Origin of the sequence: Streptomyces sp. NPDC056128 (genome assembly GCF_042263835.1) — a bacterium.
Lineage (GTDB): Bacteria > Actinomycetota > Actinomycetes > Streptomycetales > Streptomycetaceae > Streptomyces.
The window spans coordinates 69,355-95,606 of sequence record NZ_JBHJVQ010000006.1 but is presented as its reverse complement, the minus strand read 5'-3'; the positions used below and the strand labels follow the sequence as shown (position 1 = coordinate 95,606).

The window sequence follows — 26,252 nt, the reverse complement described above, 5'->3', positions numbered from 1 at the left end:
TCGGGTGGGTGGCGTTCGCCACCCACCCGATACGACGGGACGTCCTCAGCTCTGCGGACGGCTACCGTGGTTGGCGCCGTTCTTGCGGCGGGCCTTCTTCTTGCGACGTCGCTTCGAGGACATCGAAACCTCCTTGCTACTCACTTTTGACACGCTGTGCACCGGATTGTCGGCTCCGGTGATCACAGGACCCCTTTCCCGTCCGCGCCACGGCAAACATCCTGAACGGGTGTATCGGGAGACACATGTGCGAGACCGCCGAGGCACCTGGCCAGTGGGTCAGCGGGTCACCGCCAGGCGGTACTCCTCGTCGGTGGCGAGGAGGTTGCGGTGCGTGTCCTCGGCCGTGATGACGCCCTCGTCGAGGACGAGGACGCGGTCGGCGGCGTCCAGGAGGGCGGGGCTGCTGGTGATCACCAGGGTGGTGCGGCCCCGGCGCAGCTTGGCCACGTTGCGGGCGATGAGCTGTTCGGTGACCGCGTCGACGGCCGTCGTCGGGTCGCGCAGGACGAGGACGTCGGTGTCGGCGGCGAGGGCGCGGGCCAGGGAGAGCCGCTGACGCTGTCCTCCGGAGAGGTTGGCGCCGCGGTCGCGGACGGCGTAGTCGAGCCCTTCGCGGTGCAGGGCGACGACGTCGGTCAGCATCGACGCCTCGACCGCTTCGGGGATGGTCCGCCCGGTGCCCGACGGGTCGATGTTGGTGCGGAGGGTGCCCGCGAAGATCTCCGCGTCGTACGGGTTGACCAGCAGATGCTCGCGGACCGCCTCGACCGGGAGGTCGGCCAGGTCGCGTCCGCCGAGCCGCACGCTCCCGTCGTACCCGTCGGGCGGGACGTGCAGCGCCAGGACCGAGGCCAGGTCGGCGGCGGCGCGCGGCTGGTAGGCGGCGATCGCGACGAACTCGCCGGGGCCCACCCGGAACCGCACCTTGCGCAGCGTCCCGTGCCGTACGCAGTCGACCTCCAGGTCCGCGCCCGCGGCCGGGCGGCCGGTGCCCGGTGTCGTCACCGGCGGCGCGGTCAGCACCAGCGCCATCCGCTCGGCAGAGGCCCGGGCGATCATCACGTACTTCGGCATCTCCGAGAACAGCCTCAGCGGCTCCATGATGAACTGCGCGAGCCCCACGGCCATCACGAGTTCGCCGATGTTGATCCGTCCGGCGAAGGCCAGCCAGCCCGCCGTCAGGGTCACCGCGGCGGCGAGCACCGCGTTGAGGCCCAGCGCCGTGCCCGCGTAGACGCCGTTGACCCGGGCGACGGTGATGGACTGGTGCTTCGCCTCCGTGCTGACCCTCCGGTACGAACGGAAGGCCGCGTGGTTGCCGCCGAAGCCGTGCAGCGGACGGAGCCCGATGATCAGGTCGGCGACCTTGGCGCCCGCCCGGGCCACCCGGGCCTGCTGTTCACGGGTGCTGGAGCCGATCCGCCTGGACATGACGCTCAGGACCGACAGGATCGCGGCGGTCCCCACGATCACCAGCAGGCCGAGCCGGATGTCGGCGAGGCCCAGCGCGACCGCCGCGATCAGCACCGCGACCAGCGAGCTGATCAGCAGCGGCACCACCTCGATGATGTCGGCGGTCTGGTCGGCGTCCTCGGTGGCGATGGTCAGCACCTCGCCGGACTTGAGGTCGATGTCCTGGGCCACGGGCTGGAGTCCGCGACCCGCGACCCGCACCCGCCAGCGGTGCGCCTCGGTCGTGTTGGCCTTCTGGAGCACCCGCATCCCGAACCGCCACGACAGCGACACAGTCGTGATGATCACGGCCAGCGCGCCGATGGAGACACCGAGCGAGCCGGGACTCCGGTCCCGCATGGTGTGTTCGACGATCAGTCCGAGCGCGATGGGAAAGGCGGTCTCGGCGGCCTGGTAGAGGCCCATGAGGAGGGTGCCCCAGGCCATGGCGCCGAGGTTGCGCCGCAGGGCGGTGCGCAGGATCTTGGACCCCTGGCGGGTCCGCTGCTTGTCAGGATTCTTCATCGAGATGGCGGGCAATCGCTTCCGGGGTTCGCAGGGTGAACAGATCGCGGATCGTGATCACTGGACCGTACTCCCGGCGGAGCAGTCCGGTCAGCCGTACGGCAAGCATGGAGTGCCCGCCGAGGGCCACGAAGTCGCTGACCGCGCTCACCTCGTCGTCGTCCAGGTCCAGTGCCTCGGCGAAGAACTCGCACACGGTGGTCTCGGTCTCCGTCTCCGGGCCGCGCTCCCCCGCCGTGGTCAGCGCGCCCAGCGGCTTGGCCTCGGGCAGCGCCTTGGTGTCGGCCTTCCCGTTCACGGTCAGCGGGATGGCGTCGACCCGCGCGTAGTGCGTGGGGCGCAGGAAGTCCGGCAGCCCGGCACCGACCTCGGCCGAGACCGCCGCCAGGTCGGCGCCGTCCAGCACGAGGTAGGCGGCCAGCCGGTGGGCGCCGTCGACCTGCGGGTCGGGCTGGGCGACGGCGGCGACGAACCGCACCGCCGGGTGCGCGGCGAACACGGCCTCGACCTCGCCGAGTTCGACCCGGTGGCCGCGGATCTTGACCTGCTGGTCGGTGCGGCCGAGGTACATCAGGTTGCCGTCGGGGCGGCGCAGCACGAGGTCGCCGGTGCGGTACATGCGTGCGCCGGGGATGCCGAAGGGGCAGGCGACGAAGCGGTGCGCGGTCTGTGCGGGCTGCCCGAGATAGCCGCGCGCGATGCCGATGCCGGACACGTACAGCTCCCCGGGGACGCCGTCGGGCAGCGGTCGCAGCCACGGGTCCAGGACGTACACGTCCGTGTTGTCGATGGCGACCCCGACGACCGGGTCCTGGCATTCGAAGGTGCCGACGCCGAGGGTGTTGATGGTGTACTCGGTGGGTCCGTACAGGTTGTAGCCCACGGTCCCCTCGGTCTCGGCGAGCCGCTGCCACAGGGCCGGGGTGACGGCCTCGCCGCCCAGCAGCACCAGCGCGGGCCGGCGGGCCGGGTCGTCGAGCAGTCCCTCGGCGACCAGCTGCTGCGCGTAGGTCGGGGTCACGTTGATGACGTCGATGCCGTGCCGGAGGCAGTACTCGACCAGGCGGGGCGCGTCACGGCGCAGTTCCTCGTCGCAGATGTGCACCTCGTGGCCGTCGGCCAGCCACAGCAGTTCCTCCCACGACATGTCGAAGGCGAACGACACGGTGTGGGCGATCCGGAAGGTCCGGTGGCCGTGCTCCGCCAGTACCGGTTCGAAGATCCGACGCTGGTGGTTGACCAGCATGTTGGTCAGCCCCGCGTACTCGGTCACCACCCCCTTGGGCCTCCCGGTCGATCCGGAGGTGTAGATCGTGTACGCGGGGTGCCGCAGCCGGTGCGGATCGTCCGGCGCGAAGGTGCGGTACGGCTCGGCCTCGGGCAGCGGGCGGTCCAGCTCGATCAGGTCACCGGTCAGCCGGGGCGAGACCGCGCTCACGGTGAGGGTGACGTCCGGGCGGGCGTCCGCCACGATCGCGGCGATCCGCTCGTCGGGATGGTCCAGCTCCAGCGGCACGTAGGCGGCGCCGACGCGCAGTACGGCGAACAGGGCCACGATGGAGTCGAGCGAGCGCGGGACCGCGATGGCCACGTTCGTCTCGGGTCCGATGCCGCGCCCGGCGAGGACGCCCGCCACCGCGCGGCTGCGGTCGCGGAGTTCCGCGAAGGTCATGGTGGAGCCGTCGGCGACGACCGCCACCCGACGCGGGTCGTGGTCCGCCGCCCGGTCGAACCGGTCGACGACGGTGTCGGTGCCGACGTCGGTGCGTTCGACGGGGCGGGGCTCGGAGCCCAGGCCGCGCAGCGCGCCCACCGGGCCGGTGGACCGGGCCAGGTCGTCCAGGACGCGCAGGTAGTCGTCGAGCAGGTGCCGGGCGTTCGCGGTGTCGTGGTCGCGGTACTCCAGCTTGACGGTGAGCCGGTCGCCGGGGGTGACGACCCAGGTGAACGGGTAGTGGGTGGAGTCGTCGGCGCGCACGGAGGTGATGCCGTGCCGGGCGTTCATCTCGGCGAAGGCGTCCATGTCGAGGAAGTTCTGGAGCACGAACAGGTTGTCGAAGAGGGTGTCGTGGCCGCCGGCCCGCTGGATCTCGCCCAACCCCAGGTGTTCGTGCTCCATGGCCTCGACCCTGGCCGTCTGGACCGCCGTGAGGTAGTCGCGGACCGTGTCGTGCGGCCGGGCCCGGGTCCAGGTGGGCACGGTGTTGAGCAGCACGCCCACGATGTCGGCGAGCCCCTCGCCGTCGCGGCCGGAGACGGTCACGCCGAACACGGCGTCGGTGCGGCCGGTCCGGGCGGCCAGGAGCTGGCCGAACGCGCCGGTGAGGACGGAGTTCAGCGTGACCCCGTGCGTCCTGGCCGCCTCCCGCAGCAGTTCCGACTCTTCGGCACCCAGGGTGTGGACGAGTGCGCGCGGCAGGTCGTCCGAGAGGGCCGGGGCCGGTCCGGCCAGCAGGGTCGGGCCGGGGAGCCCGGCCAGGTGCTCCGCCCAGAAGCGCTCGGAGACGGCGGGGTCCTTGGCGGCGAGCGCCCGCACGTGGTCCTCGAAGCCCGGCGTGGCCGGGACCGCGACGGGGGGCGTGCCCGCGAGGACGGCCTGGTAGGCGTCGAAGAGGTCCCGCAGCACGATCTCGCGCGACCAGCCGTCCCACAGCAGCAGGTGGTAGCTGAGCAGCAGACCGTCACGGTCGTCGGGCAGGCGCACCACGGTCAGCCGGATCAGCGGTGGTTCACCCGGGTCGAATCCCGTGTCCCGGTCGGCCAGCCGCAGGGCCTCGACCTCCGCCTCCGTGGCCGCGTCCACGGTGCGGACGCCGACCCGCCGTCCGGCGGCGAGGACCTGGACGGGGTCGCCGTCGTCGTCCGTGGCGAAGCCCGCGCCCACGACCGGGTGCCGGGCGATCACGAAGGCCATCGCCTCGGCCAACGCGTCGGTGTCCAGGCGCCGTTCGAAGGTGAAGTAGCTCTGGGCGACGTAGTGCCCGGTCGAGCCGGCCATCTGGGCCTGGAAGAACAGGCCACGCTGGAGGGGGGTGACCGGCGCGGTGCGCTCGGCGGTCCCGGCGGCGTCCGCGATCTGTTCGAGTGCCGTCAGCCAGTGCCCGGTGAGCGTGTCGGGGACGCCCTCGGCGAGGGTGAACTCCGCGTGCAGGGCGCCGGTGGCCGCGTCGGTCCACGCGTTCACCTCGACGGCGTACGGGCTGCGACCGTCCTCGCCGGTCAGGCGCGGCGCCTGGGATTCGCCCCCACGGCCCAGGTAGTTGAACAGCACCTGCGGGTGGGTGTCGAAGAGCGGGGCCGTCTGCGGGTTGAGGTACCTGAGCCGGCCGTAGGCGGCGTGCGCGTCCTCGTCGGGCTGCCGTTCGGTGAGCTCGTGTGCGGCGGCGACGGGGTCGGTGTGCGGGGTGAGCCGTACCGGCGCGATGGCGGTGAACCAGCCGACGGTGCGGGTGTAGTCGTGGTGGGCGAGGGCCGGGACGCGGCCGTGCCGCTCCAGGTCGATCGCCAGGTCGGTGGGTGACGCCTGGACTCGGGTGAGTGCTGTGCGCAGCGCGCCGCACAGCAGCTCGGTGAGACCGAGGCCGAGTGCGGCGGGCGCGGTACGCGTCAGGCGTTCGCTCACCTCGGGCGCGAGGACGGCCGTGGTCTCGCGCAGCCCGGTGGCCGGGGGCAGGGGCATGGGGGCGGCGAGTGTGGTGAGCCAGTGGTCCAGGTCGTCGACGGCGGTGGCGGTCCGGTACGTCAGTGCTTCGGCGTACTCGGCGTAGGAGGTGGTCGGCGGTGCCACGGGCGTCCCGCGCAGGGCGTCGGCCAGGTCGTCCAGCAGGATCAGCCAGGACACCGCGTCGACGGCAAGGTGGTGCACGACGACGACCAGGGTGCGGCTCGTCTCCAGCCAGGTGAACGCGACGACCTCGCCCGACTCGGGGTCGAGTCGGCCGGCGGCCAGGTCGGCGGCGGCCGTCGCGTCGGTCCCGTCCGTGCGGACGACCGTCACCTCGCGGTCGGGCTCCGTGGTCAGGGACCACACGCCGTGCTGGACGCGCAGGCGCAGCCGGAGCGCCGGGTGCGCGCTCACGACGGCCTGGGCGGCGCGTCGCACGTCGGCGAGGCCGGCTTCCTCGGGGGCGATGAGGGTCCTGGCCTGGGCGAACCCGGCGAGCGGGCCCCCCAGTTGGCGTTGGCGCAGGATGATCGGCGTGAGGGGCAGCGGGCCGTCCTCGCGGCGGGTGGGTGCGGGGGTCTCGGTGTGTGGGGCGCCGGTGGTGCCGAGGCGGTCGGCCAGGGCGCGCGGTGTCCTCAGCAGGAACACGTCGCGCGGGGTGAGCGGCAGGCCGAGTGCCCTGGCGCGGTTGATCACGGTGATGGCGACGATGCTGTCGCCGCCGGCGGTGAAGAAGTCGGTGTCGGCGTCCACCGTCGCGCCGGGCAGCGTCTCGGTGAAGATGCCTACGAGGGGGCCGAGGGCGTCGGCACTCTGCGGGTCCCCCGCTGCCGGGTCCCGGGGCCGGAGGGCGCTGGTCGTGCCCGCCGACGGCACCGTGTCCCGGTACGTCTCCGCGGCGCGCGCGGTCAGGGCCCCGCGGTCCAGTTTGCCGTTGACCGTCAGCGGGAGCGCGTCCACGGGCAGCACCCGGCCCGGCACCATGTGCGCGGGCAGCTTCGCCGCCAGGAGGGCGGTGAGGTCGTCGGGCACCCGGCCCACGACATGGGCCACCAGGTGGTCGCCGGTGTCCGCCACCGTGACGGCCGCGTCCACCACCCCGTCGAGGTCCCGGAGCGCGGACTCCACCTCGCCGGGCTCGATGCGGAACCCCTTGAGCTGCACCTGGTCGTCGGCGCGGCCCGCGAACTCCAGCTCGCCGTCGAGCGTGCGGCGGGCGAGGTCGCCCGTGTGGTACATGCGGGAGCCGTCACCGGCGAACGGGTCGGCCACGAAACGCCCGGCGGTGAGCCCCGGGCGGCCCAGGTAGCCCAGGGACACCTGGTCGCCGGCGACGTAGATCGCGCCCACCCGCCCCGGCGGTACCGGCCGGAGCCGGTCGTCGAGCAGGTGGGTGACCAGGCCGGGGATCGGGCCGCCGATGGGGCTGGCGTCGTCGCCGGGGCCGAAGTCCGCGTCGGTCAGGACCCGGTGGGTGACGTGGACCGTGGTCTCGGTGATGCCGTACATGTTGACCAGCTCGGGCGAGGCGGTGCCGTGCCGGTCGACCCAGCCGCGCAGGCGTCCGAGGTCCAGCGGTTCGCCGCCGAAGATGATCCGGCGCAGTGCGGGGAGCGGGTGACCGGCGTGCCGGTCGGCCTCGGCGAACTGGTGGAACGCCGACGGCGTCTGGTTGAGCACGGTCACCTCGCGCTCGCGGACCAGCCGGTGGAAGTCGACCGGGGAACGGGTCAGCGCGTAGTCGGGCACCAGCAGTTCGGCGCCGTGGGTCAGCGCGCCCCACAGTTCCCAGACCGCGAAGTCGAAGGAGAAGGAGTGGAACTGGACCCACACGTCGTGCGGGCCGAACTCCATCGCGGGCCGCGTGTGGGCGAGCAGGGTCACCACGGCGGCGTGCGGGACGACGACGCCCTTGGGCCGGCCCGTCGAGCCGGACGTGTAGATGACGTAGGCGGGGTCGCGCCAGTCGGCCTCGGGACCCGGCTCGGTGCCGGCCGGTGCGGGCAGCTCCTCCCCCTGTACGAGCACCCGGGCCGTGACGCCCGCGCGGTCCAGCAGCCGGGTGAAGCGGTCGCGCTGCTCCGGGGTCACGAGGACGACCTGCGGCGCGGCGTCGGCCAGGACGTACTCCAGTCGCTCGTCCGGGTAGGCCAGGTCCAGCGGCACGTACGCTCCGCCCGCGCCGACCACCGCGACCAGGGCGACGACCTGCTCGACGGAGCGCGGAACGGCGACGGCGACGCGACCGCCCGGTGCCACACCGGCCGCGCGCAGGACTGCGGCGAATTCGTCCTTGGCGTGCGCCAGTTCGCCGTAGGTCAGGGAGCGCGTGGTGCCGTCGAGGGCGCACTGGGTGACGGCGGTGGCGGCGGGGTCGCGGCGTGCGGCGGCGTCGAAGAGCCCGCCCAGGGTGGCCGGGGCGACCGGTTCGACGCGCCGGGACTCCTCCGTGGCGAGGTGGCCGACCGGGGTGTCCGGGCGGGTGAGCAGGCCGGTGAGGGTGCGGGTGAAGGTGTGCAGGATGCGTCGGGCCCTGGGTTCGCGCAGCAGCTCACCGTCGTGGATGAGGTTGAAGCGCGGTCGGCCGTCGGGGGTGCGTTCCACCACCAGTGTCAGGGGGTAGTGCGGGGCGCCCTCGTTCACGATGCCGGTGATGACCAGCGTGTCGCCGGGGCGCCGCAGGTCCGCGGTGTCGGTCGCGACGTCGAACACCACGAGGGTGTCGAAGAGGGGGCCGGCGCCGGTCCGCCGGGTGATCCCGGCGAGGGGGACGTGCTGGTGCGGCAGGACCGCGCTCTGGTGCTCCCGGACGGCGGCGAGCAGGTCGCGTGCGGTCGTGGTGGCGGTCCACCGGGCGCGCAGGGGGATGGTGTTGATGAAGAGGCCGACCATGTCCTCGATGCCGGGCACGTCGGCGTCGCGCCCGGAGACCGTCGAGCCGAACACGACGTCGTCGCGGCCCAGGATGGAGCCCAGGGTCAGGGCCCAGGCGCCGTGCACGGCGACGCTGAGCGGCACGCCGGCCGCGCGGGCGGCGGCCTCGACGTCGATCTCCGGCACCGCGGTGGTGTCCGCGAAGCGGTCGGAGGGGGTGTGGCCCTCGGCGACCAGGGAGGGGCCGGGCAGTCCGGCGAGCTGCTCGCGCCAGACCCGGTCGCTCTCCTCGTCGTCGCGTGCGGCGAGGCGCCGCACGTGGTCGCGGAAGCCGCCGAGCGGGTGGACGGTGCCCGGCGCGTGGTACTCGGCGAGGAGGGTGCGCAGCATGGGCGGCACCGACCAGCCGTCGGCGATGATGTGGTGCACCGTCTGCACCAGGACGTGCCGACGGTCGTCCGTGCGGACGAGGGTGTACCGCGTCAGCGGGCCGGTGGCCAGGTCGAACCCGGCGCGGCGGTCGCGTTCGGCGTGCTCGCGGATCTCGTCGTCGGTGATGCCGGGGCGGTCGAGCACGGTGAAGGGCGCTTGGACGCCGTTCTCCAGGACGGAGACCACCCGGCCGTCGTCGAGGGCCACGAACCGCGCGGTCAGGTTCGGGTACAGGGTGAGCAGGCGGGTGGCCGCCGCGGCGAGCCGGTCGGTGTCGACCTCGCCGTCCAGGGTGAGCAGTTGCTGCTCGACGTAGCTGCCCGTCGCGTCGTCGTCGTAGACGGAGTGGAAGTACAGGCCCTCCTGCAAGGGGGTCAGCGGGAGGATATCCCGCAGCGCGGGTCCGTCCAGGGTGTCGACGTCGGCCTGGGTGAGTGCCAGTGGGCGGAAGTCGCTGGGTGTGTGGCCGCCCCGGTCGAGCGCGGCCAGGCCGTTCAGGGCGTCCAGGTAGTAGCCGCCGAGGGTGGTGATGTCGTCGTCGGTGAACATGCCGTCGGGCCAGGAGACGGTGGTGACGAGCTGGTACGCGCCGTCCGTGCCGGGTTCGGCGACGGCGTTGAACTCCAGGGAGCGCGGCAGGCGCATGCGCGGGTCGCGCTTCTCGCCCAGCTGTTCCGTGGTGCGCGCGAGTTGCCAGTCGCCGGAGCCCCCGGCTTCGAAGCGGCCGAGGTAGTTGAAGAGCACCTGGGGTGCCGGTGCGTCGAAGGAGACTCCGGCCAGGTGGCGGAGGGCGCCGTAGGAGACGCCGTTGTCGGGTACGCGCGCGAGGTCTTCCTTCACCGCCTTGAGCGCGGTGGCCAGGTACGCGGGTGCGGTGAGGTCGGGGGCGGTGCCGGGGTCCACGGTGACCGGGAAGAGAGTGGTGAACCAGCCGACGGTCCGGGAGAGTTCGGGCTCGAAGCCGGCGGACGGGGCGACGAAGCGTCCCTCGCGGCCGTGGCCCTCCAGCTCGATGTGCGCGAAGGTCTGGGCCTGGCCGAGGTCGCGGCGCCACCGGGCGAGGGCGACGGCGACTGCGCTCAGCAGGACGTCGTTGACGCCCGCGTGGAACCTGGCGGGTGTCTCGCCGAGGACGGCGGCGGTGGCACCCGCGTCGAGCGACAGGGTGCGTACGCGTTCCCTCGCCACGGTGTCGGTCGCGGCCAGGGCGCGGCCGCCCAACGGTGCGTCCGGGCCCGGCAGCGGGCGCCGGAAGGGGGCGCTGTCGGCGTCGAATGCGGCGCGCTCCAGCAGCTGGGTCCAGCGCCGGAACGACGTCCCCTCGGGGGCCAGTTCGACGGGTGCGCCCGAGGAGAACTGCCGCCAGGCCGTGGCCAGGTCCTCCATGAGCACCCGCCAGGACACACCGTCGATCACGACGTGGTGGACGACCACGACCAACTGCCGTGCCGCGCGCCGCCAGACGGCGCTCAGCATGGCGCCGGAGTCGGGGTCCAGTACCTCGGTGGCGAGGGTGACGCAAGCGTCTAGGGGCCGGTCGCTCTGCTGCCAGAGGGCCGCGGCCGGGGCCGCGTCGGGGATGTCGAAGCCCCAGCGGTCGCCGCGCACCAGCCGGGCGCGGAGCATGGGGTGCCGGCCGGTCACGGCGGTGAGGATCGCGTCGAGGGCGTCCGCGCCGAGGTCGGCCGGGGTGTTCAGCACGACCGACTGCACGAAGCCGTCGATGGCGTCCGTGGTCTCGCCGAGCCACTGCACGACGGGGGATCCCACGACGGTGCCGGTCGGGACGTCGCGGTGGTCCACGACCGTGGTGTCATCGCGGCTCGCCACGGCGGCCAGCGCTCCCACGGTGCTGTGGGTGAAGATCTGCCGGGCCGTGACGTAGAGGCCCGCCTCGCGCAGCGAGCCGAGCAGGGAGATCGCCAGGATGCTGTCCCCGCCGAGCTGGAAGAAGTCCTGGTCGACGCCGACCTCGTCCAGTCGCAGGAGCGCCGCGACCGCCGCGCACACCGCCCGCTCGTTCTCGGTGGTGGGCGGCGTGAACGCGGCGGCGTCGGTCACGGGCTCCGGCAGCGCGTGGCGGTCGATCTTGCCGTTGGCGGTGAGCGGGAACCCGGTCGTCACGACGACGTGGGTGGGCACCATGTACTCCACCATGTGCGCGCCGGCCCACGCCTTGACGTCGTCGGCACGGAGGTTCTCGTGGCCGGCGGCGGGGATGACGTAGCCCACGAGGTAGGTGCCGCCCGCGGCGTTCTTCTTGGCGACGACGCAGGTGTGGCGCACCCCGGGGTGTTCCGCGAGGCCGATCTCGACGTCCTCGATCTCCAGGCGCATGCCGCGGATCTTGACCTGGTTGTCGGCGCGGCCGAGGAAGTCCAGCGAGCCGTCGGGGGCGAAGCGCGCGAGGTCTCCGGTCCGGTAGAGCCTGGACCCGTCGTTGGCGAAGGGGTTGGCCACGAACCGGGACGCGGTCAGGCCGGGCGCGCCCACGTACCCGCGCCCCAGGAGGAAGCCGCCGACGTACAGTTCGCCGCCGACGCCGACCGGGACCGGGCGCAGTTCGTCGTCGAGGACGTACAGCTGGGTGTTGGGGTTGGCCTTTCCGATGGACGTCGACAGGCGTTCCGCCGCGCCCCGGTAGACGACGTGGGAGACTCCGATGGTCGTCTCCGCCGGGCCGTAGCCGTGGTAGAGGGGGATGTCGAGCCGGGTGCGGAAGCGTTCGTACAGCTCGGGTGTCAGCACCTCGCCGCCGCACCACACGTGGCGCAGGCTGTCGAGTCGTCCGGAGTCGCCCGCCATCTCCAGCAGGACGTCCAGCATGGACGAGACGAGGTAGGTGAAGGTGACGCGCTGTTCGGCGATGACGCCGAGCAGGTGGTGGGGGTCGCGTTCGCCGCCCGGGCGCAGGACCACGAGCCGGCCGCCGCGGACCAGCGGCAGGAAGATCTCGTTGACGGAGATGTCGAAGGACAGCGGCGCCTTGAACAGCGACACGTCGTCGGGGCCGAAGCCCAGAATGTCCTGCGCCTGCCACAGCAGCCGTTCGCTGATCGCCTCGTGGCGGATCATGGCGCCCTTGGGCCGTCCGGTCGATCCGGAGGTGAAGATGACGTAGGCGAGGGCGTCGCCCCGGACGGCGGTTTCCGGCGCCTCGGCGGGGTGGGACCCGTAGCGCCAGTCGCCGAGGTCGACGGCCAGGGCCTCCGGTTCGTCCGGGGTGTGTGCGCCGGTGGCGTTGAGCTGTACGACGACCCCGGCGTCCTCGATGACGACGGCCCGGCGCTCGGCCGGCCAGTGCGGATCGAGCGGTACGAACGCGCAGCCCGCCCGGAGCACGCCGAGCAGCCCGACGACCATGTCGGCGGAGCGCTCCAGGGAGATGCCCACGGCGTGTTCCGCGGTCAGCCCGCGCCCGGTCAGCCGGTGGGCCAGCTGGGCCGACATCGCCGCCGCCTGACGGTAGGTCAGTGAGCGGTGCTCGTCGACCACGGCGACGGCGTCCGGTCTGGTGCGCGCCTGGGCCAGGAACATCTCCACGAGCGTGGGACGCGCCCGGTCGACGCCGGTGTCGTTCCACTCGGCCAGGCTCGCCAGCCGGGCCGCCGGGCCGGAGGGGCCGATGGTGCCGAGGGGCCGGTCCGGGAAGTCGGCCAGGTCGTCGAGCGCGAGCTGCGCGTCGTCCGGCACGACGCCGTCCGGGAGGGTGATGCTCCGGCCGTCCGCCGCGACCACCCAACCGCCGGGCGTCGCCCCGCCGTTGGCGACCCAGCCGAGCACGTCGCCGAAGAGGGTGCCCGCGGTGAGGTCGAGTCCGGCGGGGCTCCGGCCCGTCGCCCAGTACGACAGCCCGATGGCGCACGCCGCGGCGATGGTGCGGTCGGCGAAGTCCCCGGTACGCCTGCGGATGTCGGTCAGGTGCCTGGGAGAAAGCAGTACGAGACGAGCGGTCGGTTCCATCATCGAAGACTCCACGCCCTTCCAAGGAATGAAGGCAGGCTAACCTAACTAAGGCTTGCCTAACCACCCTTGTCTAACTACCCTCTCGCCACGCCTGCCACAGCCGCGCGTACCGGCCGCCCAGCGCCACCAGTTCCTCGTGCGTCCCCTCCTCCACGACCCGCCCGGCGTCCAGGACGGCGATGCGGTCCGCCGCCATCGCCTGGGTGAGCCGGTGCGCCACGAACAGCGTGGTCCGGCCGGCGCACGCGGCGAGCACGGCACGTTCCAGCTCGGCGGCGCCCTCGCTGCCCGCCTCCGCCGTGGACTCGTCCAGCACCACCACGGGCGAGCGGCTCAACACCAGCCGGGCGAGGGCGACCTGGGCGACCTTGGTGACGTCGAGGCGCTCGCCGCCCTCCCCCACCAGGGTGTCCAGTCCCTCGGGCAGGGTGTCGACCCACCTGTCGGCGCCCACCGTCCGCAGGGCGTCGGTGAGTTCGGCGTCGGTGGCCTCCGGTGCGGCCAGCCGCAGGTCGTCGGCGAGCGGCCCGGAGAACACGTGTGTCTCCTGGGTGAGGATGGTCACCAGGGACCGCGCCCCAGCCTCGTCCAGTCCGGCCAGGTCGGTCGGCCCGACGCGCACCGACCCGGCCTGCGGTGCCCCGATGCCCGCGATCAGCGCGGCCAGCGTCGTCTTCCCCGCGCCGGTGGCGCCGACCAGGGCGAGCGAACCACCGGCGGGGATCGTCAGATCGACGTCCCTGAGGACCGGCTCCTCGGCGCCCGGGTAGGTGAACGTCAGCCCCTCCACCCGCACCGGGTGGGCCCCAGCCGCCGCGGGCCCGGCGGAGGCGTCGCCCACCAGCCGGTCCTCGGCGTCCTCGCCCAGCACCCCGACCAGCCGGGTCAGGCTCGCACCCGACTTCTGCGCCTCGTCGAAGGTGAACATGATGGCGCCCAGCGGCGTGAACAGCCGGTGGAAGAGCAGCGGGGCCGCCGACACCTCGCCGAGCGTGGCGGCGTCGGCCTCCAGCAGGGCGTACCCGACCACGAGAATGAGCGTCAGGCCGATGAACTCGGCGCGGTTCTCCCGGCCGACGAACCGTCCGAAGAACCGGAACACCTCGATCCCGAGATCGCGCACCCGCCACGACTCACGGGTGACCTGCTCGCGGAAGGCGTCCTCCAGCCGGTACGCCCGTACCGTGTCGATCCCGTTGAGACCACTGATCAGGGCCTGGGCGCGGTCGGCCTGGGCCACCCGCTGCCGCTGGTAGAGCGGGGCGGAGCGCGGGAGGTACCAGCGCAGGGCGAGCGCGTACGCGGGCAGCGCGCCGGCGCCCGCGAGACCGAGCCGCCAGTCCAGGCCGAACATGCCGGCCGTGGCGATGACGACCAGCACCCCCGCCGAGAAGACCGTGGGGACGGCCGTACGGATGCCCTTGGAGAGGACGGCCACGTCGTCGCCGACGCGGGACAGCACGTCGCCGCGGCCGACCTGCTCGACACGGGCGCTGGGCATGGCCAGCACCGCGCGGACGGCGCCCTCCCGCAGCCGTGCGAGCAGGTCGGCGCCGAGCCGCCCGATCAGGTACGTCGACACCGCGGTGGCGGCCGCGCCGAGCAGCGCGGCCGCCACCATCACGGCGCCGATCGTGACCAGGACCGAGCGCGACTCGCCGCCGACCACCGCGTCGACCACCTGGCCGAGCAGCAGTACCGGGAGTACCTGGAGGGCCGCTCCGGCCACCGTGGTGAGTGCCGTGGCGAGGGTCAGCCACGGCACCTCACGGCAGTGCGCCCCGACCCAGCGGGTGGCTTCGCGTCCGGTCGCCGTACGCAGGGCGGCCGGGGCGACCCGGGTGTCTGTGGCGCTCACACCTACCCGGCCGACTTGACGAGTTCGTCGACCGCGTACGGCATCGACAGCAGGGTGCCCTGGGAGATGGCCGCGCCGACCGCCGGGCCCTCGCTGTCCAGCAGGTAGGTCACCTTGCCGTTCTTGACGGCGTCGAGGTTGGTGAAGAGCTTGAACTTCTTCAACGCGTCCTGGTCCGCCTTGTCGTTGATGACGAAGATGCGGTCGACGTCGACCAGGTCGACGCGTTCGGGCGAGAGCGTGGTGTAGAAGTCGCCGCCGGCGATCTCGTCGATCTTGGTCTGGTACTTGTAGCCGATGCCGGTCACCAGCCGTCCGCGCACGTCGGTGGAGGTGAACGGGGCCACCGAGTCCTTGTACCAGGAGAGCGCGACGGCGGTCTGGTCCGCGAACTCGGGGTGCGCCTTCTTGGCCGCGTCGAGCTTGCCCTGGATGTCGGCGACCATCTTCTCGCCCTCCTCGGCCTTGCCGAGGGCCTTGGCGATGTGCAGGGCGTTGTCCTGCCACGGAGCGCTGAACGGCTCCTTCTCCGCCTTGGTGCGTCCCACGGTCGGCGCGATCTTGGAGAGCTTGTCGTAGGCGGCCTGGTCGACCTCGGAGTACACCGCGACGATCAGGTCGGGGCGCAGTGCGGCGATCTCCTCGAAGTTGGGGCCGGTGTCACCGTTCTTCATGACGACCTCGGGCTTGGCGTCGCCCCACTTCTCCTTCACCCACGGCCACTGGGTGTTGATGTCGGGGCTCTGACCGGCCGGGTTCGGGTACTGGTCGACCATGCCGACGGGCTTGATGCCGAAGGCCAGGACGGTCTGGTCGTCCGTGTAGCCGACGGTGACGACCCGCTCGGGCGCCTCGGCGACCTTCGTGGTTCCGAACGCGTGCTCCACGGTGACGGGGAACGCGCCGGCGCCGGCGGTCGTCTTGTCGCCGGCCGCGCTGTCCGACGAGTCGTCCGAGTCGGATCCGCACCCCGCGAGGAGGCCGACGCCGAGCGCGGCGGCGGACAGTGCCGCCGCCAGTCGTCGCCAGGGCGTCATACGCGTCGTTCTGAGGAGCATCCGGAGATCCCTTGCTGTCGCGCCGTCCACTGCGCCCCGTTCTGAGGGCAGCAAACCTTATCGCGCCCGAGTGAGGTTAGCCTACCCTCACTGCGACAACTCTGGGGAAACCGGATCGAGTTCCGCGTGGGTCCGCCCGATGGGCACGATGAGGGGCCGGTCCCCCACGGGGTCGTCGATCACCTTGGCGCGCAGCCCGAAGGCCTCGTGCAGCAGCTCGGCGGTGATGACCTCGCGCGGATGCCCCTGGGCCAGGATCGCCCCGTCCCGCATCACGACCAGGTTGTCGCTGTAGCGGGTGGCGAGGTTGAGGTCGTGCAGCACCATGACCACGGTGCACCCGGACTCGTGCAGGTCGTCCACCAGGTCGAGCACGTCGATCGCGTGCGCCAGGTCCAGATAGGTGGTCGGCTCGTCCAGGAGCAGCAGGTCGGTGCCCTGGGCCAGGGTCATGGAGATCCAGACACGCTGGCGCTGCCCGCCGGAGAGCGAGTCGACCGGACGGTCGGCGAGGTCGGACACCCCGGTCATGGCCAGGGCGCGGCCCACCACGTCGGCGTCGTCCGACGACCACTGCCGGAGCCAGCTCTGGTGCGGGTGGCGGCCCCTGGCGACCAGGTCGGACACGGTCAGGCCCTCCGGCGCGACCGGTGCCTGCGGCAGCAGTCCGAGCTTCTTGGCGACGTCCCGGGTCCTGAGCCCCGCGATGTCCTCGCCGTCGAGCACGACCGTGCCGCTGGTCGGCTTCAGCAGCCGGGACAGGGTCCGCAACAGGGTCGACTTGCCGCAGCCGTTGGGGCCGATGATGGTGGTGATCACCCCGGGCGGGATCGCCACGTCGAGCCCGTCGATGACCGGCCGGGCCCCGTACCCGACCGCCACTCCCCTGGCGGCCAGCCGCGTGGCGCCGTCGACTGCCGTCCCGGCCCCGGTGATGGACTCAACGGCCACAAGACCCCCCTCGTATAGGCTCGCCTTACTTTGTACCAGCTATCGGCGGTTCGCCCGCACCAGCAGGTAGACGAGGAAGGGCCCGCCGATCGCCGCGGTGACCACACCGACGGGCAGCGACACCGGCAGCGCCGTGCGCGCGACCAGGTCCGATCCGGTCAGCAGCAGGGCTCCCACCATGCCGGAGGCCACCAGCGGCGGCGTCGGGCATCTCGCCAGCCGCATCGCCACCTGGGGCGCCACCAACGCCACGAACGGCACCGGTCCGGCCGCGCTCACGGCCACGCCGGCCAGCAGCACCGCGCACAGCAGCAGGACCGCGCGCACCGCCCCGTAGCGGACGCCGAGGCCCGCGGCGATCTCGTCACCGAAGTGCATCGGCTTGAACTGGAAGGCGGCGCACGCCACGACCGCCAGGAGCACGAGCGTGCACCAGAGCGCCACCCGCACCTCGTCCCAGGACCGGTTGTCCAGCGAACCCACCAGCCACGCCTGGGCCCGGGCCACGTCCCTGATGTCGGCGGTGACCAGCAGCCAGGTCGTGATCGCCTGCATGACGGCGGTCACCGAGATGCCGATGAGGATGAGCCGGAAGCCGTCGATCCCGCGGCGCCACGCCAGGAAGTACACCAGCAGGCCGGTCCCGAGCCCGCCCGCGAGCGCCGCCGCCGACAGACCCACGGAGTCGACGACAGCCGTCGCGGCACCGCCCGACACCGTCACCAGGAACACCGCCACCGCGCCCGCGCCGCTGGTGATGCCGAGGACGTCCGGGCTGGCCAGCGGGTTGCGCGCGATGGACTGGGTGAGGGCGCCGGACACCCCGAGCGCGATGCCCACCACAAGTCCGGCCAGCGCGCGGGGCATCCGCAGGTCCAGGATGACGAACTCGTCGACCTGCTCGCCCCGGCCGACGATGGTGGCGAGGACCCGGGGCAGCCCGATGGGGAAGTCCCCGACGCCGATGGACAGGCAGAACACCAGGAAGGCCGCGGCCGCCAGCAGCAGCGTGACGCCCGCGGTCCAGGGCCGCCACACGAACGACACACCGCCGAGCCGCACTCCCGGCGCCACCGACGCGCTCACGTCCGCCCCACCCGGCCGCACGTCCCTCCCGTCTGCCTTCACGTCCGCCCCGCTCACGTGTTCTTGAACTTTCCGCGCCACACCAGTACGGCGAAGAACGGCGCCCCCAGCAACGAGACGACGACCCCGGCGTCCAGCTCCCCCGGCCGCACCACCAGGCGCCCCACGATGTCGCAGACCAGCAGCACCACCGCGCCGAGCAGACCGGCGTACGGCACCAGCCAGCGGTAGTCCGGCCCGGTGAGGTACCGCGCGACATGGGCCACCATGAGCCCGAGGAAGGCGATGGGGCCGCAGGCCGCGGTGGCCGCGCCCGCCAGGAGGGTGATGGCGACGATGCCGGCCGTCCGGCTCCGCGCGACGTTCACCCCGAGCCCGCGCGCCACGTCCTCGCCGAGGTTGAGGAGGTTGACGGCGGGCAGCGTGGTGAGCGCGAGCAGCAGCCCGGCGGCGATGAACGCGGACACCGGCCCGATGACGTCGAACCCGACGCCGGCCAGCGAGCCCGCGTTCCAGAAGCGCAGCGCGTTCAGCGAGGCCTTGTCCGTCAGGGAGACCGCCGTGGTCATCGCCGCGAGGAAGACCGCGATCCCCTGGCCGGCCAGGGCGAGCGTCAGCGGGTTGCCCGCCCCCCGGCCGATGCTCGACAGCCCGAACACCACGGCACCGGCGAGCCCGGCGCCGAGGAACGCGAGCCAGACGTACAGGAACGGGTCGGTCAGGCCGAGCAGGGCGATCCCCGACACCACGGCGAACGAGGCGCCGGCGTTGATCCCCAGCAGCCCGGTGTCGGCGATCGGGTTGCGGGTGTACCCCTGGATCAGCGCCCCGGCGGCCCCGAGGGCGATGCCCGCCACGACCGCGAGGACCGTGCGGGGCACCCGCACGGTCCGCACGATGAGCCTGATCTCGGTGAGCCGCTGGTCGGCCTCGGGCGCGGCCGTCAGCCCGTGCCAGACCTCGGCGGGGGTCAACGCCCGCGCGCCGACGGCCAACGAGGCCGCCGCCGCGAGCACGAGCAGCACCGCGAGTACGCCCAAACCGGCAACCCGTCTGCGACGGGCCTCCGTCGTGCCCCCGGGCGCGGGGCGCTCAACCGCAGTCGTGGTCATGGCGACGTACACTAACGCGCGCTGCCGCCGGCTCCGTCGGCGATGGTCCGGGCCTCGTCGGAGGCGGACTTCAGGCTCCGGTCGACCAGCGACTCCAGGATCTCGCCCACCCTGATCGCGGTGTTGGAGAGCAGCGACGACGTGATGCCGTGCGTGTGCTCCGTACCGCCCTGGAGGTAGATGCCGCAGCGCAGTGCGGGGTCGGTGGTGACGCGATAGTCGCGCTCGACGCGCACCAGGCCCTCGTCGTCACGCAGGCAGCGGTCCGCGACCTCGCCGAGCAGCCCGAGGGGGTCGGCCGGGAGGTAGCCGGTGGCGAAGACCACGACGTCCGCGTCGAGGAGCGTCTCCTCGCCGGTGACCAGGGAGGTCACGGTGGCACGGACCCGGTCGGAGGTCTCCTTGACGTCGGTGAGCCGGGAGACGTTGAGGAAGCGCAGCCGCTCGGTGCCGAGGACCTTCTCCCGGTACATCTGCCGGTACAGGTCGTCGATCAGGTCGATGTCCACCACCGAGTAGTTGGTGTTGCCGTGGTAGTCCATCAGCCGGCGTTTCACGCTGCCGGGCGCGGCGAAGTAGTCGTCCACGGCGGCCGGGTCGAAGATCCGGTTGGCGAAGCCGCTGTCGTCGGCGGGACTGTAGCCGTAGCGGGCGAAGACCGCGCACACCTCGGCCCCGGGGAAGCGGCGGTGCAGGTAGGCGACGTTCTCGGCGGCGCTCTGCCCGGCGCCGACGACCACGAACCGGGAGGGTGAGGTGCCCTCCAACGCGTCGACCCGCGCCAGCAGTTCGGAGTTGTGCCAGACCCGGTCGCCGCGCTCGACGCCCTCCGGCATCAGGGGGCGCAGGCCGGTGCCGACGACGAGGTTGCGCGCCCGGTGCACCTCCAGTCCCTGGCCCGAACGGACCGTCACTTCGAGGTGGTCGACGGCTCCGTCCCGCTCCACGGGTGCGACGCCGACCACCTCGTGGCCGTAGGAGACCTGGTCGTCGACCTTGGCGGCGGCCCACTCGAAGTAGTCGTGGAACTCCACGCGCAGCGGGAAGAGGTTCTTGTGGTTGATGAAGTCGATCAGCCGGCCCTTGCTCTGCAGGTAGCAGAGGAAGCTGAACTCGCTGGCCGGGTTCCGCAGTGTCACCAGGTCCTTGAGGAAGGACACCTGCATCGTCGCGTCGTCGATCAGCATGCCGCGGTGCCAGCCGAAGCGCGGCTGCTGCTCGAAGAAGCGGGCGCTGACCGCCTCCTGACTGCCGGCCTGTGCGTTGTGCTCGCGGATCGCGATCGCCATGGCGACATTGGACGGGCCGAAGCCGATGCCAATGAGGTCGTGGACCAGCCTTGCGTCATCAGGAAGAACCTGTGACATGTCACTCCCATTCTGCAGGGACAGCCGGAAACTTAGGTTAGCCTAAGCTAAGGCTTGGAAGCTGTCGATAGGGCGAACCGGAGGGCACGGCGACCAACTGGGGTGTTGCGCACCGACGTTGCACACTAAGGTACGCCTTGCTCAACTTGCCGGGTCAGCCCCTGCCTTGAGGAGGTACCCCATGCGGGTCGTCATGTTCGGTTACCAGACCTGGGGGCACCGGACCCTGCGAGCCCTCCTGGACTCCGAGCACGACGTGGTGTTGGTCGTGACCCATCCCAAGAGCGAGCACGCCTACGAGAAGATCTGGAGCGACTCCGTCGCCGACCTCGCCGAGGAGCACGGCGTCCCGGTGCTGATCCGCAACCGCCCCGACGACGACGAGCTGTTCGAGCGCCTCAAGGACGCGGACCCGGACATCATCGTGGCCAACAACTGGCGGACCTGGATTCCCCCGCGGATCTTCGGGCTCCCCCGTCACGGCACGCTCAACGTGCACGACTCGCTGCTGCCGAAGTACGCCGGGTTCTCCCCGCTGATCTGGGCCCTGCTCAACGGCGAGTCCGAAGTGGGCGTCACCGCGCACATGATGAACGACGAGCTGGACGCCGGCGACATCGTCCGGCAGGAGGCGGTGCCGGTCGGACCGAGGGACACCGCGACCGACCTCTTCCACAAGACGGTCGACCTCATCGCCCCGGTCACCGTGGGCGCCCTGGGCCTCATCGCCGCCGGGCAGACCGAGTTCACCAAGCAGGATCGGTCGCAGGCGAGCTTCTTCCACAAGCGGTCCGCCGAGGACATCCGGATCGACTGGAACTGGCCGGCCCAGGACCTGGAGCGCCTGGTCCGCGCCCAGTCCGAGCCCTACCCCAGCGCCTTCACCTTCCACCGGGGCAGGCGGCTGGAGGTGCTCGCCGCCGTGGTCTCGCAGGGCCGCTACGGCGGAACCCCAGGCCGTGTCTTCTACCGCGAGGGCGACGGCGTGGTGATCGTCGCCGGAGCCGACGCGCGGGCGGGCCGCAGTCACGGCCTGGCCATCACGCGGGTGCGGACGGAGGACGGCCGGGAGCTGTCCGCGGCCGAGTACTTCACCTCGATGGGCGGCTATCTGACCAGCCGCCCGTGACCGGCCTCGCATGACGGACGGGGCCCGACCGTGCTGCCACGGTCGGGCCCCGCCGCGTACGACCGGCCGCGGCCTCAGCCGCTCTTGCGCCGGAACGACCGCTGGCTGGCGGCCGGACCGTGGGTGCCCCGGATCTTCGCCACGTCGGCGTTCGCGGCGAGGGCCGCGGCCTCCGCCTGTTTGCCGCGCTTGCGCTCCAGGGCCTCGCGGAACTTGCCCTTCAGGTCGTACTGACCGTCCTCGTCGGGTGTCAGGGCGGGGCGCTCGTCCTCCGCCGGTTCCGAACCTGCCTGCGATGAAGACTCTTCAGTCATGGTGACCTCCTGGGCTCGGACCATCAGGAGCACAGCTTGTCACGGCCGGCGACCCGGAACCACCGAAAATGTCCCCGGCCCGGCCGGCAGGGTCACCGTGTACTGACTCAGGTACGTGTCCAGGTACGGCGACCGGTCACCGGGGGTGGCGACGTCGTCGGCCGGGTCGTCGAGGGCGAGCCGCAGCCTGGCGTCCCTGACCCGGATCGTCTCGCCGGAGGGGGTGTCGCCCCAGGACCCGGTCTGGACCGACCCGATCTCCACGGCCAGCACGTGCCCCGCGGCCAGGGTCCAGTCGGTGGCCTTCAGGTCGACCGTCAAGCGGCCGGAGTCCACCAGGGAGACCTGTTCGTCGAACATGACGGCCGTGCCGTCCGGAGCGACGTCGTACAGCTTGAGCATGACGTTGCCCTCGCCCTTCGCCTTCAGGGACACCCGAGGGGTGCCGGTGACCCGTACGGACTTCTTCAGCGGCTCGGACCACACGAAGAAGCTGGAGGCGACCTCACCGTCCCGCTGACGCTCCGCCAGCTCCGCGGCCAGTCCTTCCGGGGCCGGGCGCTCGGTGGCGGGGGCGTTCTCCATGTCCCACTGGCCGGTCGGCTGCGGCGGCGCCGCGGGCGCCGGACGCCCCGGTGCGGCCAGCGCCGCTCGGGCGGACGCCCCGCCGTCGTCCACGTAGGAGCCGTCGCCGAGCGGAAGGGTCACCGACCGCTCCGTGACGGGCCAGGTGCGCTGGGCGCGCCAGGCGTCGGTGGAGTCCTCGACGGCGTAGGCCGGGTAACGCACCGACGGCCGGACGCCCTTGAGGTACTGGTCGTAGAACGACAGGGTCTCGTCGTACCAGCCCTCGCGGCCCATCGCCAGGCGGCCGTCACTGGTGCGGTCCCCGCCGCGTACGTGGTCCCACTGGCCGACCCAGCCGCGCTCGGGGCCCCGGTGGTTGTCGAGGTACTCCTCCATCTCCTCGGGCTTGGTGTTGTTCTCGATGAAGCCCTGTGTGACGAACAGCGGGGTGTCGCTGCCCCGCGCCATCCTCGCCAGGTCACGGGAGGTCCAGTGCTCGTCCCGCTGGTCGGATATCCGGTAGCCGGCCGAGTTCTCGGTCAGGCACTCCGGATGGGTCTCCTCGTGCCGCGCGGCCGCCCGGTAGCGTGGATCGTCGTCCGCCATGGGCGCCATGGTGGCGATGGAGTTGTAGGCGTTCGCCGTTCCGGTCACGTTCGGGCGGGGCACACCGTTGGAGTAGATGTACTGGTACATGTCCCACAGCGGCTCCTGGGCGACGACGGCCTTGAGCGCGCGCTGGTCCAGGTTGTTGCCGATGAGGCCGGTGACGGCGTCGTACGACTTGCCGTACATGCCCACCGCGCCGGTGGACCACGGCTGCCGGGACGCCCAGTCGATCGCCGCCCGGACGTCCGCCTGTTCGCCGGGGCCGCCCCAGTCGAGGCAGCCGGTGGAGCCGCCGAAGCCGCGCAGGTCCACCATGACGAAGGCGTAGCCCTGGTCGAACAGGTCGGTGCCCTCGATGAAGTCCTGGAAGCGGGCGGACGGGCCGGTGTGGGTCCAGCCCTCCGGCCCGGTCTGGCCCGCGTGGGCGAAGTACGGGCCGACGGACAGGATCACCGGCACCTTCTCACGCCGTGTCAGCCCCTCGGGCAGCAGGACGTCGGCGTGGAGCCGGGTGCCGGAGCGGTCGGCGGACGGGAAGTAGTGCTGGGTCCAGACCGAGCCCTCCGGGACGCGGTCGTTCTCCTCGTGTGTGACGGGGTCGGCCGTGGTGGCGGCCGGCCGGGCCTCCCCCTCGTGCGCGGCGACGGCGGGGCCGGCGAGACCGGCGGTCAGGGCGAGGGCGGCGACCAGTGCCGAGGCGCTTCGGACGGCGGCGCGACGTGCTCTCACATGCTCCTCCTTGGACGGTGGGTGCAGGTGGTGCAGGTGGTACCGACGGTGCGGGCTGCTGTGCAGGTTTAGCAGTGAAGCTTTCGTACGTCGATGGGGCGTCCAACTCCGGCTCTGCCGTGGGCAGATCCCGCCCGCTTCGCCCACGCGGCCTGTGAGCATGGGCAGATGGCGATGAACACGTCGGTACTCCGTCTTGACCTGGGACATTTCATCCGGCCGGCCGAGGAGACCGGCGGGCCGCGGCCGCGCGTCGAGCCCGTGCTCGCGTACCTGGTGCGGCACGAGCGGGGGCTCCTCCTCTTCGACACCGGGATGGGTGACGCCGACGCCGGGACCGAGGCGCACTACCGGCCCCGGCGGCGTGCGCTGCGGGCGGCGCTGTCGGCGGCGGGAACCGCCCCCGACGAGATCACCCTGGTCGTCAACTGCCACCTGCACTTCGACCACTGCGGCGGGAACCCCCTGCTGGCCGGCCGGCCGATCCTGGTGCAGGCCGTGGAACTGGCCACCGCCCGCGCGGGCGGCCACACCTTCGACGAACTCGTCGACTTTCCCGGCGCCGTGTACGAGGAGCTGACCGGCGAGGCCGAGGTCTGGCCGGGTGTCCGGATCGTCCCGACCCCCGGGCACACCGCGGGGCACCAGTCGCTGGTCGTCGGGCAGGACGACGGCACCGTGATCCTCGCGGGGCAGGCACACGACTTCGCATCGGAGTTCGGCTCCGACCAGCTGGCCCGCGAGGCCGCGCTGCACGGCACGGCACCGCCGCTTCCGGAGTACCGGCCCTGGCTGGACCGGCTCGCCGACTTCGCCCCCCGGCGCGTTCTCTTCGCCCACGACTGCTCGGTATGGGAACCCTCGCGCCCGCCCGGAATCGCCCGCACCGCGAACCCTGCCTAGGGTTGAGGACGCCGACCGAACCGGAGTTCTTGCCGATCGCGATCGCGGGAGAGTGGGGCTACATGGCGCGCGGTGTCGAATCGATCCGGCGGACCGCTCTCGGTGCCGTCGGCGCCGTTCTGCTGGTGATCGGCGTCGCCCTCCTGGTGCTGCCCGGCCCGGGCCTGCTGCTCGTCTTCGCGGGGGTGCTGCTGCTCTCGCGCGCGATCCCGGCGCTGGACCGGTTCGTCGCCCCCGCCCGGACCCGGGCGATGCGCGCCGCCGAAGAGAGCGTCTCCTCCCGCTGGCGGATCGCCGGGGCGGTGCTCGTGGGTCTGTTCCTCCTCGCCGCCGGCGTGGTGTGGGGCCTGTTCCCCGAGCTGCCGTTCTCCGGGTGGGCCACCGGGGCGAGTCTGATCATCTCCGGCTGCGTGCTCTTCGCCCTGCTCGCGTGGAGCCACCGCCGCGTGCAGGCGCAGCGCCGGGAGTCGGAGCCGGCCGCGGACCACACGCGTTGACCAAACGGGACAGTGTTCCGTATATTAAACGGGACACCGTTTCGTTTTCTGCCGCACGAAGGACACCTCACCGTGCACGCCACGCTTCCCACACCCGTGCTCTCCGTCGCCCCGATCACGCTGCCCGCCCCCGGCCGAGCCGTGGACCTCCAGGTCCGGGTCTCCGCGCCCGTCACCGGCAGCGAGCTGCCGGTCGTGCTCCTCTCACACGGACAGGGCCACTCGAACCACCTCTCCTCCCTCAACGGCTACGCACCCCTCGCCCACTACTGGGCGGCACACGGCTTCGTCGTGATCCAGCCGACCCACCTCAGCTCCAGGAGCCTCCGCCTGGACCCCGGCACCCCCGGCGCACCCCTGTTCTGGCGCTCGCGCGCCGAGGACATGACGCGCGTCCTCGATCAGCTCGACGTCCTGGAGGAGGCGGTCCCGCAGCTCTCCGGCCGGCTGGACCGGGACCGGGTCGCCGTGGCCGGGCACTCGATGGGCGGGCACACCGCGAGCCTGCTGCTGGGCGCCCGGCTCACCGATCCGGACGACGGCACGGAGGTGAACCTGACCGAGCCCCGCATCAAGGCGGGCGTCCTGCTGGCCGCGCCCGGCCGGGGCGGCGACGCGCTCAGCGGGTGGGCGGCGGCGAACCTGCCGTTCCTGCTGACCACGGACTTCTCCACGATGACGACGCCCGCGCTCGTGGTCGCCGGCGACAAGGACGACTCGGCCCATCTGACGGTCCGCGGGCCCGAGTGGCACGCCGACCCCTACTCCCTCGCCCCGGGCCCCAAGTCCCTGCTCACCCTCTTCGACGCGGAGCACGGGCTCGGCGGGATCGCCGGGTACGACGTCGCCGAGACCACCGACGAGGACCCCGGGCGGGTGGCCGCGGTACAGCGGCTCACCTGGGCCTACCTGCGCGGCGCGCTGTACGCCGGGGACACGGCCTGGCGGGCGGCGTGCGAGGAGCTGACGGCCGGACCGAGCGCGTTCGCGCGCGTCGAAGCCAAGTAGCTCCCCAACCACGCGGCGAGGCAGCGGACTTCGGGCGCCGAGAACTTTGAACACATCGATGACAAAGTATGGACATGCCAAGCGGAAGTCTCCTACCTTTGCGGCGGAACCACCGTCCTGCCGCTCATGACCGGAGCGATTTCCGGCA

General features: G+C 72.4%; 15 protein-coding genes. 4 read left to right on the top strand and 11 right to left on the bottom strand.

Annotation, left to right across the window (positions count from 1 at the left end; genetic code table 11):
• Nucleotides 1-45 precede the first annotated feature (45 nt).
• From ACFC1X_RS15130 to ACFC1X_RS15090, 9 genes are all read right to left on the bottom strand, one after another.
• Complete coding sequence (locus tag ACFC1X_RS15130) at nucleotides 46-123, bottom strand: 50S ribosomal protein bL37 (protein ID WP_370443954.1); 78 nt, start codon at nucleotides 121-123, stop codon at nucleotides 46-48.
• Nucleotides 124-279: 156 nt separating this feature from the next.
• A complete protein-coding gene (locus tag ACFC1X_RS15125) occupies nucleotides 280-1,980 on the bottom strand; it encodes an ABC transporter ATP-binding protein (RefSeq protein ID WP_376353250.1) in 1,701 nt (566 codons plus the stop codon).
• On the bottom strand, nucleotides 1,967-12,916 hold the full coding sequence (locus ACFC1X_RS15120) for an amino acid adenylation domain-containing protein (RefSeq protein ID WP_376353247.1): 10,950 nt from the start codon (nucleotides 12,914-12,916) through the stop codon (nucleotides 1,967-1,969). The genes ACFC1X_RS15125 and ACFC1X_RS15120 overlap by 14 nt, the downstream gene beginning before the upstream one ends.
• A 70-nt stretch (nucleotides 12,917-12,986) precedes the next feature.
• The gene (locus tag ACFC1X_RS15115) at nucleotides 12,987-14,774 is read right to left on the bottom strand and encodes an ABC transporter ATP-binding protein (RefSeq protein WP_376353244.1); all 1,788 of its coding nucleotides are present in this window, start codon (nucleotides 14,772-14,774) and stop codon (nucleotides 12,987-12,989) included.
• Nucleotides 14,775-14,776: 2 nt separating this feature from the next.
• A complete protein-coding gene (locus ACFC1X_RS15110) occupies nucleotides 14,777-15,832 on the bottom strand; it encodes an iron-siderophore ABC transporter substrate-binding protein (RefSeq protein WP_376353241.1) in 1,056 nt (351 codons plus the stop codon).
• Between the two features lie 87 nt (nucleotides 15,833-15,919).
• On the bottom strand, nucleotides 15,920-16,783 hold the full coding sequence (locus tag ACFC1X_RS15105) for an ABC transporter ATP-binding protein (RefSeq protein WP_376353238.1): 864 nt from the start codon (nucleotides 16,781-16,783) through the stop codon (nucleotides 15,920-15,922).
• Between the two features lie 39 nt (nucleotides 16,784-16,822).
• Entirely contained in the window at nucleotides 16,823-17,911 is a 1,089-nt protein-coding gene (locus ACFC1X_RS15100) for a FecCD family ABC transporter permease (RefSeq protein ID WP_376353235.1), read from the bottom strand.
• A gap of 11 nt (nucleotides 17,912-17,922) precedes the next feature.
• Nucleotides 17,923-18,981: a FecCD family ABC transporter permease gene (locus ACFC1X_RS15095; protein ID WP_376353233.1), complete on the bottom strand. Its 1,059-nt coding sequence runs from the start codon at nucleotides 18,979-18,981 to the stop codon at nucleotides 17,923-17,925.
• Nucleotides 18,982-18,992: 11 nt separating this feature from the next.
• Complete coding sequence (locus ACFC1X_RS15090) at nucleotides 18,993-20,348, bottom strand: lysine N(6)-hydroxylase/L-ornithine N(5)-oxygenase family protein (RefSeq protein ID WP_376353230.1); 1,356 nt, start codon at nucleotides 20,346-20,348, stop codon at nucleotides 18,993-18,995.
• A gap of 181 nt (nucleotides 20,349-20,529) precedes the next feature.
• On the opposite strand from ACFC1X_RS15090, the gene ACFC1X_RS15085 reads away from it, so the two are divergent.
• A complete protein-coding gene (locus ACFC1X_RS15085) occupies nucleotides 20,530-21,477 on the top strand; it encodes a methionyl-tRNA formyltransferase (protein WP_376353227.1) in 948 nt (315 codons plus the stop codon).
• Nucleotides 21,478-21,551: 74 nt separating this feature from the next.
• Here ACFC1X_RS15085 and ACFC1X_RS15080 read toward each other — a convergent pair whose 3' ends face one another.
• Both ACFC1X_RS15080 and ACFC1X_RS15075 read right to left on the bottom strand, forming a co-directional pair.
• Nucleotides 21,552-21,791: a DUF5302 domain-containing protein gene (locus ACFC1X_RS15080; protein ID WP_125492057.1), complete on the bottom strand. Its 240-nt coding sequence runs from the start codon at nucleotides 21,789-21,791 to the stop codon at nucleotides 21,552-21,554.
• A gap of 39 nt (nucleotides 21,792-21,830) precedes the next feature.
• Entirely contained in the window at nucleotides 21,831-23,696 is a 1,866-nt protein-coding gene (locus ACFC1X_RS15075) for a CocE/NonD family hydrolase (RefSeq protein WP_376353225.1), read from the bottom strand.
• 168 nt (nucleotides 23,697-23,864) lie between these two features.
• On the opposite strand from ACFC1X_RS15075, the gene ACFC1X_RS15070 reads away from it, so the two are divergent.
• The 3 genes from ACFC1X_RS15070 to ACFC1X_RS15060 all read left to right on the top strand — a co-directional run bounded on the left by ACFC1X_RS15070 (nucleotide 23,865) and on the right by ACFC1X_RS15060 (nucleotide 26,104).
• Nucleotides 23,865-24,599: an N-acyl homoserine lactonase family protein gene (locus tag ACFC1X_RS15070; RefSeq protein WP_376353222.1), complete on the top strand. Its 735-nt coding sequence runs from the start codon at nucleotides 23,865-23,867 to the stop codon at nucleotides 24,597-24,599.
• A gap of 62 nt (nucleotides 24,600-24,661) precedes the next feature.
• Nucleotides 24,662-25,096, top strand: coding sequence for a PGPGW domain-containing protein (locus tag ACFC1X_RS15065; protein WP_376353776.1), 435 nt, complete (start codon nucleotides 24,662-24,664; stop codon nucleotides 25,094-25,096).
• 72 nt (nucleotides 25,097-25,168) lie between these two features.
• Entirely contained in the window at nucleotides 25,169-26,104 is a 936-nt protein-coding gene (locus ACFC1X_RS15060) for an alpha/beta hydrolase family protein (protein WP_376353219.1), read from the top strand.
• Nucleotides 26,105-26,252 lie beyond the last annotated feature (148 nt).

Coding starts and splice junctions, on each gene's coding strand:
- ACFC1X_RS15130 (WP_370443954.1), bottom strand. CDS start 123: ATGTCCTCGAAGCGACGTCGCAAGAAGAAGGCCCGCCGCAAGAACGGC.
- ACFC1X_RS15085 (WP_376353227.1), top strand. CDS start 20,530: ATGCGGGTCGTCATGTTCGGTTACCAGACCTGGGGGCACCGGACCCTG.
- ACFC1X_RS15110 (WP_376353241.1), bottom strand. CDS start 15,832: ATGCTCCTCAGAACGACGCGTATGACGCCCTGGCGACGACTGGCGGCG.
- ACFC1X_RS15090 (WP_376353230.1), bottom strand. CDS start 20,348: ATGTCACAGGTTCTTCCTGATGACGCAAGGCTGGTCCACGACCTCATT.
- ACFC1X_RS15070 (WP_376353222.1), top strand. CDS start 23,865: ATGGCGATGAACACGTCGGTACTCCGTCTTGACCTGGGACATTTCATC.
- ACFC1X_RS15125 (WP_376353250.1), bottom strand. CDS start 1,980: ATGAAGAATCCTGACAAGCAGCGGACCCGCCAGGGGTCCAAGATCCTG.
- ACFC1X_RS15065 (WP_376353776.1), top strand. CDS start 24,662: ATGGCGCGCGGTGTCGAATCGATCCGGCGGACCGCTCTCGGTGCCGTC.
- ACFC1X_RS15120 (WP_376353247.1), bottom strand. CDS start 12,916: ATGATGGAACCGACCGCTCGTCTCGTACTGCTTTCTCCCAGGCACCTG.
- ACFC1X_RS15095 (WP_376353233.1), bottom strand. CDS start 18,981: ATGACCACGACTGCGGTTGAGCGCCCCGCGCCCGGGGGCACGACGGAG.
- ACFC1X_RS15080 (WP_125492057.1), bottom strand. CDS start 21,791: ATGACTGAAGAGTCTTCATCGCAGGCAGGTTCGGAACCGGCGGAGGAC.